The 11,772-nt window shown below is 74.8% G+C and carries 12 protein-coding genes; 6 read left to right on the top strand and 6 right to left on the bottom strand.

Annotation, left to right across the window (positions count from 1 at the left end; translation table 11 throughout):
- Positions 1-91: 91 nt before the first annotated feature.
- Together CFP66_RS10370 and CFP66_RS10365 are read left to right on the top strand one after the other, a co-directional pair.
- The gene (locus tag CFP66_RS10370; RefSeq protein ID WP_094922587.1) at positions 92-1,243 is read left to right on the top strand and encodes an alpha/beta hydrolase; all 1,152 of its coding nucleotides are present in this window, start codon (positions 92-94) and stop codon (positions 1,241-1,243) included.
- Between the two features lie 53 nt (positions 1,244-1,296).
- Positions 1,297-2,034: a maleylpyruvate isomerase family mycothiol-dependent enzyme gene (locus tag CFP66_RS10365; protein WP_233159300.1), complete on the top strand. Its 738-nt coding sequence runs from the start codon at positions 1,297-1,299 to the stop codon at positions 2,032-2,034.
- Positions 2,035-2,036: 2 nt separating this feature from the next.
- Here CFP66_RS10365 and CFP66_RS10360 read toward each other — a convergent pair whose 3' ends face one another.
- The 3 genes from CFP66_RS10360 to CFP66_RS10350 all read right to left on the bottom strand — a co-directional run bounded on the left by CFP66_RS10360 (position 2,037) and on the right by CFP66_RS10350 (position 3,887).
- Complete coding sequence (locus CFP66_RS10360) at positions 2,037-2,729, bottom strand: DUF3592 domain-containing protein (RefSeq protein WP_094922585.1); 693 nt, start codon at positions 2,727-2,729, stop codon at positions 2,037-2,039.
- A gap of 105 nt (positions 2,730-2,834) precedes the next feature.
- The gene (locus tag CFP66_RS10355; protein WP_094922584.1) at positions 2,835-3,284 is read right to left on the bottom strand and encodes an MSMEG_6728 family protein; all 450 of its coding nucleotides are present in this window, start codon (positions 3,282-3,284) and stop codon (positions 2,835-2,837) included.
- Between the two features lie 3 nt (positions 3,285-3,287).
- Positions 3,288-3,887 carry a hypothetical protein gene (locus tag CFP66_RS10350; RefSeq protein WP_094922582.1) on the bottom strand — a complete coding sequence of 200 codons (600 nt, stop codon included), beginning with the start codon at positions 3,885-3,887 and terminating at the stop codon, positions 3,288-3,290.
- Between the two features lie 118 nt (positions 3,888-4,005).
- On the opposite strand from CFP66_RS10350, the gene CFP66_RS10345 reads away from it, so the two are divergent.
- Together CFP66_RS10345 and CFP66_RS10340 are read left to right on the top strand one after the other, a co-directional pair.
- Positions 4,006-4,527, top strand: a complete 522-nt coding sequence (locus CFP66_RS10345; RefSeq protein WP_094922581.1) for a VOC family protein — start codon at positions 4,006-4,008, stop codon at positions 4,525-4,527.
- A gap of 453 nt (positions 4,528-4,980) precedes the next feature.
- Positions 4,981-5,880 carry an LCP family protein gene (locus tag CFP66_RS10340; RefSeq protein ID WP_369805005.1) on the top strand — a complete coding sequence of 300 codons (900 nt, stop codon included), beginning with the start codon at positions 4,981-4,983 and terminating at the stop codon, positions 5,878-5,880.
- Positions 5,881-5,951: 71 nt separating this feature from the next.
- On the opposite strand, the gene CFP66_RS10335 is transcribed toward CFP66_RS10340, so the two are convergent.
- Positions 5,952-6,848 (bottom strand): Ku protein, encoded by an 897-nt coding sequence (locus CFP66_RS10335; RefSeq protein WP_094922578.1) that lies wholly within the window; start codon positions 6,846-6,848, stop codon positions 5,952-5,954.
- Positions 6,849-6,910: 62 nt separating this feature from the next.
- On the opposite strand from CFP66_RS10335, the gene ligD reads away from it, so the two are divergent.
- Both ligD and CFP66_RS10325 read left to right on the top strand, forming a co-directional pair.
- Positions 6,911-7,822 carry a non-homologous end-joining DNA ligase gene (gene ligD, locus CFP66_RS10330; protein WP_094922576.1) on the top strand — a complete coding sequence of 304 codons (912 nt, stop codon included), beginning with the start codon at positions 6,911-6,913 and terminating at the stop codon, positions 7,820-7,822.
- A gap of 143 nt (positions 7,823-7,965) precedes the next feature.
- Complete coding sequence (locus CFP66_RS10325) at positions 7,966-8,553, top strand: putative glycolipid-binding domain-containing protein (protein ID WP_233159353.1); 588 nt, start codon at positions 7,966-7,968, stop codon at positions 8,551-8,553.
- Positions 8,554-8,587: 34 nt separating this feature from the next.
- On the opposite strand, the gene CFP66_RS10320 is transcribed toward CFP66_RS10325, so the two are convergent.
- The gene (locus CFP66_RS10320) at positions 8,588-10,243 is read right to left on the bottom strand and encodes an ABC-F family ATP-binding cassette domain-containing protein (RefSeq protein WP_094922574.1); all 1,656 of its coding nucleotides are present in this window, start codon (positions 10,241-10,243) and stop codon (positions 8,588-8,590) included.
- A 219-nt stretch (positions 10,244-10,462) separates the two neighbouring features.
- Positions 10,463-11,404 (bottom strand): prephenate dehydrogenase, encoded by a 942-nt coding sequence (locus CFP66_RS10315; RefSeq protein WP_094922573.1) that lies wholly within the window; start codon positions 11,402-11,404, stop codon positions 10,463-10,465.
- Positions 11,405-11,772 lie beyond the last annotated feature (368 nt).

Raw genomic sequence — 11,772 nt, 5'->3', positions numbered from 1 at the left:
CCACCCCCCCGGAGCGAGCGGGGCGGTGCCTGAAGGGCCCGCGAGCCGCCGGAGCGGAGCGGAGGCAGACAACACGGCGTACCGTGCGGACGTGCTGGGGGAGAAGCTGCGGGTGCAGGCGCTGCGGTGGGGCCTCCGCGTCGTGTTCGGGCTGCCGCGGCCGTTCAAGCGGGTTCTCGCGGGCCGCACCATCCGGGTCGACGGGCAGGAGCTCGATCTCGACCTGCAGCTGTTCGGCCGCATCGACCGGCTGGGCAGCGGCGACGGCGCCACCATCGACCGGGCCACCCTCGCCGAGCAGCGCCGCCAGGCCGATCTTGCCGCCGACCTGGTGGCCGACAGCCTCCTCGACGACATCGAGACCCGTGACCTGCAGGTGCCCGGCGAGATCGGGCACCTGCCCGCGCGGCTGTACACCCCGCCCGCCGTGCCCGAGACGCGGTCGATGGTCGTCTTCTTCCACGGCGGCGGTTTCGTGATGGGCAGCGTCGCCTCCACCGATCCGCTGTGCCGGCTGCTCGCCGCCCAGTCCGGGGTGCGCGTGCTGTCGGTCGACTACCGGCTCGCGCCCGAGGACCCGTACCCGGCGGCGCTGGAGGACGCGATCGCGGCGTTCCGCGCGGTGCACCGCGACGCCGCGGGCTTCGGCGCCGACCCGGGGCTGATCGCGGTCGGCGGGGACAGCGCCGGCGCGAACCTCGCGCTGGTCGTGGCGCAGCAGCAGGCGGTGCTCGGCGGCCCGGTGCCGGCGTTCGTCCTCGCGCTCTACCCGGTCACCGACGTGGGGCGCACCGGCGGCTCGCGCGAGTTGTTCGGCAACGGCTTCGGCCTGACCGCCCAGCTCCTGCAGGAGCTGGAGCGCATGTACCTGCCCGACGGCGTGCCCACCCACGACACGCGGGGAGCGCTCCTGCGCGCCGAGGACCTGAGCGGGATGCCGCCGGTCTACCTCGCCACGGCCGGCTTCGACCCGCTCCGCGACGAGGGCGAGGAGCTCGCCGCCCGGCTGCGCGACGCGGGCGTCCCGGTGGTGGCCCGCCGGTTCCCCGGCCTCGTGCACGGCTATGCCAGCTTCACGGCGCTCTCCGCGGCGGCGCGCGATGCCACCCTCGACGCGGCCAGCGCCCTGCGCGCAGGCCTCGGCCTGGTCGCCGGCGCGCGTGGGCGGCGCGCCGCGCGGCGCCACGGCCTCTTCGAGCTGCGCCGCCCGCGGCACGGCGCGGATCCGCTGGCCGGTGGCTGACCGCTGCGCGCCGTAAGATCCGCACCGTTGTGGCCCGGAGGAGGCGAGAACGCGTGGACCGGCGGGACGTCGCGGTGACCCTGCCCTGGATGGGCGCGGGCACCGAGTTGCTCGTGCGCGCGGTCGACGCGCTGCCCGACGACGCCCTCGGCGTCCCGAGCGCGCTTCCGGGCTGGTCCCGCGCCCACGTCGTGGCGCACGTCGCCCGCAACGCCGAAGCGCTCACCCGTCTCGCCCGCTGGGCCCGCACCGGTGTCGAGACACCGATGTACCCCTCGCGCGAGCACCGCGCCGCGGAGATCGAGTCGTCGGCGCAGCGGCCCGCCGACGCGCTGCGCGACGAGCTCGTGGCCACCGCGGAAGCACTCGACGCCGCGCTCGCTGCGCTCGGCCCGCAGGCCTGGGAGGCGCAGGTGCGCAGCGCGGCCGGCCGGCCGGTGCCCGCGGCCGAGATCCCGTGGATGCGCGTGCGGGAGGTGTGGCTGCACGCCGTGGACCTGGACGCGGGCCTCACCGTCGCCGACTTCCCACCCGACGTCGTGGACACCCTGCTCGACGACGCCGTGGGCACGCTGTCCACCGCCGAGGGCTGTCCCGCGGCCCGGCTCGCCCCGGGCGACCGGGAGCAGTCCTGGTCGCTCGGGCCGCACAGCGACGCGCCGGCCGTCGTCCTCGGCGCCGCGGCGGACGTGCTCGGCTGGCTGGTGGGTCGGGCGGGCCCGGAGCGGCTCGAGGGGCGTGCTCCCGACGGCTCCCCGGCTCCGGTCCCCGCGCCGCCGCGCTGGCTCTGATCTCAGCGCGCCGGGTTCAGGTCGAGCAGGTTGCGGTCCGGGTCGTTCGGGTCGTAGAGCACGCGGACGTGGGTCCGGCCCCGCAGGCTCGGGCCGGGGTCGTGGCGGAAGTAGTCGCTCGTGGCCGTGTGGGTCCGGCCGGTGCGGGCGTCGTACCAGGTGGCGCGCACGACGTAGGGGTGCCGGCCGCGCAGCCTGACCGTGTGGTCGCGGTCCACCTCCGAGATCTGCGCCCACTCCGCCCGGCCCTCCCGCTCGAGCCACGCGCGTTGCCGCGCCGTCTTGCGCGCCTTGAGCAGCAGTACCGCGCCGATCGGGCTGAGGAGGATTCCCGTCCCGCCGAGGATCGTCGCCGGGAGGAACGACGAGAGGAAGTCCGCGATCCGCGCGTCGTGGGGGTCGTCCGGGTCGACGGCGATCGGTACGGTCTCGCCTCGCCGGTAGGCCGGTGGAGCGGTGCCCGTCGAGCTCGTCATCGAGTACTGCTTCCCCCTGACCGTGTACTCGATCCTCGGGTACCGGACGTGGTCGCGGTCGGACCCGCCGCTCAGCTCGACGACGGTTCCCCTGGTCCGTTCGGCGGACGCCAGGAAGCTCGCCGCGGACGCGGTGAGCACGAGCCCGGCGATGAGGGATGCGACCCCGACGAGACCGAAGACCGCGCCGACGAGGGCGAACAACCGTGGCTTGCTCATGCGCTCGGAAACCCGTTCCCCCTGCAGCAGACGATGTTCGTCGACGACGCGGTGCGCGCGCGTCGGACCTCCCGGCCGGATCGTCCCAGCCGTGCCGGGCTCGGGTCAGACCGGCCACACGTAGTCCTGCTCGGGGTCCGCGTCGGGGAACAGCGGGCCGTAGAACTCGGGGTCCTTGCGCACGAGGGCACTGCGGTGGCTGCGGTGCACGCGATCGTCGCCGAGCCAGTCCGGCAGACCGCAGACCCGCGCGAGCTCGACCTGCGTCCGCGGCGCCGGCCGCCCGGCGACGGCGAGGTCGGCGCCGATCGTCGCCGCGCAGGTGTCGGCGCGGCCGCGACCCGTCCATTCCGCGCATACGGCGAGGCCGTACGCGGCGACGCCGTCGGGGAAGCCCGCCCACATCCGGACGGCCGGGTGGTGCTTCCAGCCGTAGGTCGGTCGGGTCAGCGCCCGCAGCACCTGCAGGGCCTCCACGCGCTGCTTGCCGAGCCTGCGGTCGTCGAGCACCGCGGCGCTGGCGGCGAAGTCGGGGTAGGGGAGGAAGGTCTGCACCGGCTAGACCTCCCGCACGAGCGTCACGATCCGGGTGAGCGACGGGCGGCGCGGGGTCGAGCCGAAGCCGAAGCGGACCGGCGGCGCCACCGGGGCGAGGTCGCCCTGGTCGGCACCCTCCCAGCCGACGGTCGCGGCGGACACGGCGTGCAGGTCGAGGGCGCCGTAGAACTCCTGGCGCCCGGCGCCGGCGCTGCCCCGGGTGCGCACGCCGGGCAGCACGGCGCGGGCCGCCACGTCGATGGCGGCGATCCACCGGGGATGGGTCGCGAGCCGCCGCGGGACGGCGTGCAGCAGCCGCCCGAGGGGAGTCCGCCGTCCGACCGTGAAGGCGAGCACGAGCGGACCCGAGTCGACCTGCCACCGGTCGCCGTCGACGCGGGCACGCACCGGCCCGACGCGCACCTCGTCGAAGGCGTACGTGCCGTTGACGAACTCCGCCACCTCGGCGGACGGGGCGAGCAGCACCCGGTGCCCGTCCGCGCGCTCCACCATCACGTCGGTGAAGGCGCCGATCGGCGAGCGTGGCCAGTGCCCGACGACGGCGCGCAGCCCCGACGCCGTGCCGAGGCCGGCGATCCAGCCGTCGAAGCGGTCGATCACGCGCCCGGATACCCGCCGGGGTGCGGCCGCACCCGTCGCGACCCGGAATGTTGTAGGTGCAACTACCGTTGCCGGTGGTACTCCGGTCCGGCAGGACCGACGACGAGAGGACGATCCGATGCCGCAACCGCAGGGACCCGAGCTGGAGGCGGTCCGGGCCCGCCGGGCCGAGCTCAAGCAGCGCTACCTGGCCGAGGCCACGGCCCGCCCGGGTTCGACGGTGCGCGGGGTCCACCACCTCGCGCTGATCTGCCGTGACGTCGAGGAGACGATCCGGTTCTACCAGGAGCTTCTCGGGTTCCCGCTGGTCGAGCTGGTGGAGAACCGCGACTACGCCGGCTCGAGCCACTTCTTCTTCGACATCGGCAACCGCAACCTGCTCGGGTTCTTCGACTTCCCGGGCCACGAGCACCCCGATTTCAGCGAGACGATCGGCGCCGTGCAGCACCTGGCGTTGTCCACGTCTCCTGAGGAGTTCGCCGCCGCGCGGAAGCGGCTGGACGGCGCGGGCATCTCCTATCTCGGCCCGGACCGCGGCATCGAGAACAGCCTGTACATCCGCGACCCCAACGGCGTCGGCATCGAGTTCTACTGCGAGGAGCTCGGGGTCTTCGAGGGGGAGCCGCTGCTCTCCTCGTGACGCCCGCCAGGCGCCGGGTCGGGGCACCCGTGGAACCGGACCACCCGGTCGTGCGTCCTTATTGGGTGCAGGACCGGTACGTCGTGACGGCGGCCCGGGGCAACGGGGATGGTGGTGAGCATGGACGAGTACCGAGGCCGCGGCGTACCGCCGCCGGGTCGGCCGCCCGGGCCGCCTCCGCGTCGCGGTGGTGGTCCCGGGTGGGGGCAGCCGCAGCGCCCCCGCCCGCCCGGTTCCGGCGCGCAGCCCCCGCCCTACCCGCCGCCGCAACAGCGGCCGCCGTACCCGCCTCCGCAGCAGGTGCCCCCGCGCCGACCGCGTCCGCTGCAGCGCACGCGGATGTTGCCGGCGCAGCGGGGGCCGAAGGGTGGGGCGGGCGCGCCGCCGACGCGACGGCCACCCCGACCGCGCCCGGTCCGGCCCCGCCCGCGCTGGGGGCGCCGGATCCGCAACGTGCTGGTGCTGCTGGTGGTGCTGGCGCTCGGCTTCGCGGTCTACGTCGACACCACGCTCGCGCGCGTGGCCGCGCTGCCTTCTGACAGCGCTACGTCCTCGGAGGGCACGAACTGGCTGATCGTCGGGTCGGACAGCCGCGCCAACCTCACCCCGGAGCAGCGCGACGAGTACGCCACCGGTGCACCGGAGTCCGAGCTCACCGACACGATCATGCTGCTGCACACCGGCAGCGGGCCCACCACCCTGGTGAGCCTCCCGCGCGACTCGATGGTCGACATCCCCGGCCACGGCCGCCACAAGATCAACTCAGCCTACGGGCGGGGCGGTGGCGCCGACGGCGGCGGGCCCGAGCTGCTCGTGAGCACCGTGGAGGGCGCCACGGGCCTGCACGTCGACCACTACATCGAGATCGGCTTCCTCGGCATCGTCTCCGTGGTCGACGCGGTCGGTGGTGTCGAGATGTGCGTCCCCGAGGCCATCGAGGACCCCAAGGCGGCGCTGGACATCGAGGAGGGCTGCCAGACCCTGGACGAGGCCACCGCCCTGGGCTACGTGCGCACCCGCGCCACCGCCAGCTCCGACTTCGGCCGCGTGGAACGCCAGCGCGCCTTCATCTCCGCGTTGCTGGACAAGGCCACCAGCCCCGGCACGCTGCTGAACCCGTTCCGGATCGTGCCGCTCGCGAGCGGCCTCTCCAACTCGGTGGCGGTGGACGAGGGCACCCACGTCTGGCACCTCGCCCAGCTCGGCCTGGCGATGCGGGGCCTGTCCGACGGGATCTCGACCACGGTCCCCGTCCGCGACGGCGTGGTGAACTGGGACAAGAAGCGCGCGAGCGCCCTGTTCGACGCCCTGGGTGCGGACGAGCAGCCACCGGAGAACGCGCTGGGCCCCTGATTCCCCCAACGAACGGCACTTTCGTCGGCCAGGTAGCGACGAAAGTGCCGTTGGTTCTGCGGATCCGCGGTTCAGGCGGGCTTGCGGGTCCTCTTGCGGGGGGCGGGCTCCTCCGCCTCGTCCTTCTTCTTCGTCGCCTGTTTGCGCGCCGGCGCCTTCTTCGGAGCCGGTTCCTCCTGCTTGGCGCCCGCCCTCGCGGCCTCCACGCTGGCCTGCAGGGCGCTGAGCAGGTCGGTCATGCTGTCCGGGCCCTCGTCGCGCTTCTCCGCGGCCGGGGCGGGCCGGGTGTCGCCGGTGGTGCGCTTGCGCTCGATGAGGTCGACGACCGCGTCGCGGTACTCGTCGTGGAACTGCGACGGGTCGAACTCGGCCCCCAGGCTCTCGACGAGCGACGCGGCCATCGTCAGCTCCTGCGGCCGCAGCTCGACCTCGGCGTCGAGGACGTCGAACTCGGGCTCACGCACCTCGTCGGGCCACAGCATCGTCTGCAGCACGATCGCCTTGTCCCGCACGCGCAGCAGCGCGATGCTCTCCCGCTGGCGCAACGCGACCTTGACGACCGCCATCCGGTCGGTCTGCACGAGCGCCTCGCGCAGCAGCGCGTACGGCTTGGCGGCCTTGGCGTCCGGTTCGAGGTAGTAGCTCTTGTCGAACAGGAGCGGGTCGATCTGGTCCGCGGGCACGAACTCGACGACGTCGATCTCGTGCCCCGACTTCGTGGGCAGCGAGTCGAGGTCGTCCTCGTCGAGGGTGATCAGCTCGCCGTCCTCGGTCTCGTAGCCCTTGACGATGTCGGCGTACTGGACCTCCTCGCCGTCGATCGAGCAGGTGCGCTTGTACTTGATCCGCCCACCGTCGGCCGCGTGCACCTGGTGGAAGCGGATGTCGTGGTTGGTCGTGGCCGAATACGCCTTCACCGGCACGCTGACCAGTCCGAACGACACCGCGCCGCTCCACATCGCGCGCATGCGAGCCCCCGTTCCTTCCGCGAATCGCGACTCCCAGGTGTCAGCATGGCTGCGTGCAGCCCATGCTCGCCACCCCTGGAGCCCTTCCGGACGGTCCGGAATGGCTGTTCGAGGTGAAGTGGGACGGCATGCGGCTGCTCGCCGACGTCGCCGACGGGCAGGTGCGGCTGTCCAGCCGCAGCGAGCGCGACGTCACCGCGAACTTCCCGGAGCTCGCGGACCTGACGCGCATCGCTCCCGACGTGCTGCTCGACGGCGAGGTGGTGCTGCTCGAGAACGGCGTGCCGAGCTTCGCCGCGCTGGCCGACCGGATGCACGGGCCCGTCGCGCCGCGCGTCGCCCAGGCCCGGCCCGTCACGTTCATGGTCTTCGACGTGCTCCGCCTCTACGGCGTGCCGCTGCTGGGCCGCTCCCTCGTCGAGCGGCGCGGCACGCTGGAACGGCTCGATCTCGCCGCCGTACCCGTGCTCTCGCTGTCCCCGACCTATACCGACGGTGGGGCCCTGTTCGAGGCAACGCGCGAGCGCGGGATGGAGGGGATCGTCGCCAAGCGCCGCGACGGCGTCTACCGGCCCGGTCAGCGGAGCCCGAGCTGGACGAAGGTGACGCACCGGCAGACCCAGACGTGCGTCGTGGGCGGCTGGCGCCCGGAACGCAGCAGCGCGGGGCGCATCGGTGCCCTGCTGCTGGGCGTGCCGGACGGCGGCGGTCTGCGCTACACGGGCCGCGTCGGCTCCGGCCTGGCCGGCGAGCTCGTGCAGCGCGTCCTGCGGGAACGGTTGGTGGAGACGGCCGGGCCGCCGTTCGCCGGACCGTTGCCCCGGGCCGAGACGGCCGGGGCCCGCTGGTGCGAGCCGGTCATGGTCGTCGAGGTCGGCCACTCCGGATGGACCGACGGCGGGCGGCTGCGCCAGCCCGTGTTCCGCGGCGTGCGCGACGACCTGGACCCCGAACACGTGCACCCCGAGCACTAGTGCCCTCCACCGGTCCGGGTGCACGATGGTGTGGATCACGATCGGGACACGTCCGGCGAGGGGGAGGCAGGCTTGCGGCCAGTGCGCATGACTCAGGGTCACCATCGGCGCCGGGCTCGTCTACGGTGGTCCCGGTGACGACGATGCTGACGTGGCAGGCCGAGGACGGCCACGGGCTCGAGGGCACGCGGATGTTGCCGGGCACCGGCGGGTTCCGGGCACTCGGGCGGCTGGTCCGCGTCGAGCCGAGCGGCGGCTTCACCGCGTCCTACCGCCTGGTGGTCGGTGAGGACGGCACGCTCGAGCGGCTCTCGGTCACCAGCGCCACGGCCGAGCGCGAGCGGCACCTGACGATCAACCGCACCGACGACGGGGTGTGGCTGCTCGACACCGGCACCGGCACCGGTGGCACCCGCGACGACTGCGCGGGCGCCGCCGACGTCGACCTCGCCTTCAGTCCGATGTTCAACACGCTGCCCATCCGCAGGCTCGGCCTGCACCGGGAGGCGGGCGAGCAGACGCTGCCGGTGGTCTTCGTGTCGCTGCCGGAGCTGGAGGTCCGGGTGGTCGAGCAGACCTACCGCACCCTGTCCGTGCTGGACGAGGGCACCGGTCGCGCCGAGGTCGGCTTCCGCTGGGGCGATTTCGCCGCCGACCTCGTGGTGGACGGCGACGGTGTCGTCGAGAGCTACCCGGGCCTGGCCCGCCGCCTCGAACCCGCCGTCGGTTGAGTTCCACCCGCGGCTGATCGGCCGCCCCCGGTCCTCACAGGGACCGGTGGGGCCAGCCGGCGGTGTCGCGGAGCAGCTGCCGGTCGTGGGTGGCGATCACGACGGCCGCGGCGGTGGCGGCCATCGCCTCGGTGAGCTCGTCCACCAGGGCGATCGAGAGGTGGTTGGTCGGCTCGTCGAGCAGCACGACGTGTGGCCGGGCGGCCAGCAGCACGGCGAGGTCGAGGCGGCGCTGCTGGCCCACCGACAGCTCGGCGACCGGCCGGCGCGCGTCCCGGGACGGGAGCAGGCCGAGCGCGCCCAGCCCGACCACGTCGTCCTCGGCGACCCGGCCCGCGCTGACGAGCCGCCCGATCGCCGCGTCGTACACGTCGATCGCCCGCCGCCGCGCCGGTGACGGTGACTCCTGCGCGAGCAGCCCGGTGCGGGCCGACCGCGACCGGTGCACCCACCCGGTGCTCGGCTCGAGCCTCCCGGCCAGCGCGGCGAGCAGGCTCGACTTCCCGGACCCGTTCGGGCCGGTCACCACGAGCCGGTCGCCCGACCGCACCGACAGCGACTGCGGGACGTCCAGCCGCCCCGCGACCGTCACGTCGGCCGCGTCCAGCAGGGTCGCGCCCGGGAGCGCGGGCAGCGGTGGCGCGGCGAACCGCTGCGGGGGCTCCGGGGCCGAGACGGCGTGCGCCTCGAGGTCGGCGCGCCGCCGGTGCACGGCCCGCACCAGCCCGGGGGCCCGGGTCGCGCGCGTGTGCTTGCCGGTGCCCTTGTCCGGGCGCCACCCGGTGGAGAGCCGGTTCTGCGCCGTCGACAGGTCGTCGGAGAGGCGTTGCCGCTCGCGCAGCTGCTCCCGGTGCTCGGCCGCCCAGCGCTCCCGCTCGGCGGCGTGCCCCTCCCGGTAGCCGGCGTAGCCGCCCGCGTAGGTGCGCGGGCGGCCGTCGTGGGTCGGGTCGAGGTCGAGCACCGCGGTGGCGACTTCGGCGAGCAGGGCCCGGTCGTGGCTCACCAGGACGACCCCGCCCGGGTGCTCGCGCAGTCGCGCCGTGAGGTGGGCGAGGCCGCCCGCGTCGAGGTGGTTGGTCGGCTCGTCGAGCAGCAGCAGGTCGTGGCGGGCACCCAGCAGGCAGGCCAGCCGGATCCGGTAGCGCTGACCCATCGACAGGGTGTGGAGCGGTCGTGCGCGGTAGTGGACCGCGCCGAGCGCCGCGAGCGAGAGGTCCACGCGCCGGTCGGCGTCCCAGGCGTCGATCGCCTCGGCGGCCGTGAGCGCGTCGGTGTACTCCTGCTCGGCGCCCGGCCGCTCCTCGCTCAGCGCCGCGACGGCGGCGTCGAACCGCTGCAGAACGGCGCGCACGCCGGCGAGCTCGACGTCGATGAGGTCGCCGACCGAAGGGTCGCTCGCGGACCCGAGCACCGGTGCGGAGCGGTCCGCCCCGACCGCGATCTCCTGGTCGGCGACGCCCACCGTGCCGACGCGGTGCACGGAGCCGGAATCGGCGGCGAGGGTGCCGGCGAGCGCCTGCAGCAGGGTGGTCTTGCCGCGGCCGTTCTCGCCGACGACGCCGAGCCGCTCGCCCGCCGACACGCTGAGGTCGACCCCGGTGAGCACGGGGCGACCGCCGCGGACGACGTGCAGGTCGGTGGCGCGCAGGTGGGAGCGGGCGCGCGCGGGTAGATGGATGACGGTGGACACGGTTCCTCCGAGAGCGGACCGCACCCGCGAGCACGACGGCCGGGGCGGACCCGTGAGATATGCGATCAGGGCCGAACACGCAACAGCGGCCCGCAACCCGTGATCGGGTGCCGGGGCCGCCGCGTTCGGCCTCTCAGAGGAAGTAGTGGTGCCGCACGTCGCCGACGCTAGCAGAGGCGCCGGCGACGCCGCCGGTGATTTCGCCCCTGGTGCTTCCGCTCATCCCGCCCAGCCGACGACGGCGTCGCCACGGCGGCCGATCGCGCGCAGCTCGTCCGGCGCCGTGCCGCGGCGGACCCGCAACAGCTGCGGGTCACGGGCCGCCGCCCAGCGCAGGCGCCCCTCGTGCCCTGCCCGAACGGTGGCCGCGAGGCCGCCGGTGGAGGCGAGCGCGCCCCGCATCGCCCCGAGTCGGCCCAGCGCGTCGTCCACGGCGGCGAGCAGCGCGTCCCGGTTGCCCTCGCACATCGCGAGCACGAGCTCGGGGCGGGTGCCGGCCACGCGCGTGCCGTCGGCGAAGGAGGAGGCGGCCAGCGCGAGCGGCAGGTCGTCGTCGCCCGCGGCGCCGACGGACGCGAGCACCGCGGCGAGCAGGTGGGGCAGGTGCGACACGCGCGCCACGGCGAGGTCGTGCTCGTCGGTCGCGGCCGGCACCACCCGCGACCCGCACGCCCAGGCCAGCTCGGCGACGTCGGCCCACACGGCGGGCTCGGCGCCGTCGTCGGCGGCCACCACCCACGCGGCGTCGGTGAACAGGTCGGCGTTGCCCGCGGACCAGCCCGACTCGGTGGTGCCGGCCATCGGGTGCCCGCCCACGTAGCGGGCGCGCGGGGCCAGGCGCGCGACGGCATCGGCCACGGCGACCTTGACGCTCACGGCGTCGGTCAGCCGGCAGGTCGGGGCCACGGCGTCCACCCGGCGCAGCACGGGCGGCAGCGCCGGCAGCGGCACCGCGAGCACGACGAGCGCGTCGGCCTCGGCGGCGCGGCGCAGCGCGGCATCGGTGTCGGTGCCCACGTCGAACCCGTCGGTGCGGGCCTGCGCGGCGGTCTCGTCGGACGCGCTCGTTCCCCACACCGCCCGCCCGGCCTTCCCGGCGGCGCGCATCAGCGATCCCCCGATGAGCCCGGCGCCGATCACACACACCGCCCGCTCCGTCACGCTGCGAGACGCTACGCGCCCGGTCCGCTCCGGCTGCGGCACCCTCCGGACAGGCTGATCGTCACGACCCGCACACCACCGCGGCCGCCACCGCCCTGCCGTGCGTCCCGGATCGATCGCGGGGCCAGGCAGATCGTTCCCAGCCGCACACCAGGGTGGTCGTCGCAGCGCTGCTGTACTCCTCGCAGCGATCACCACGCCAGATCGATCCGAGCCGCACCACATCGTCGCGGCGGCAGCCGTCGCGCACGGCTCACAACGATCACCGTTGATCGTTGCGAGTCGCCCTCTGCGGTGGTCGGGCAGCGGTGGTGTGCGGCTCGGAGTGATCACGCCACCCTGATCGTCCGAGCCGCGCGCAGGGGAGG

It is taken from the genome of Pseudonocardia sp. MH-G8 (assembly GCF_002262885.1).
Lineage (GTDB): Bacteria > Actinomycetota > Actinomycetes > Mycobacteriales > Pseudonocardiaceae > Pseudonocardia.
This window is presented reverse-complemented; position numbering and strand designations above follow the sequence as displayed.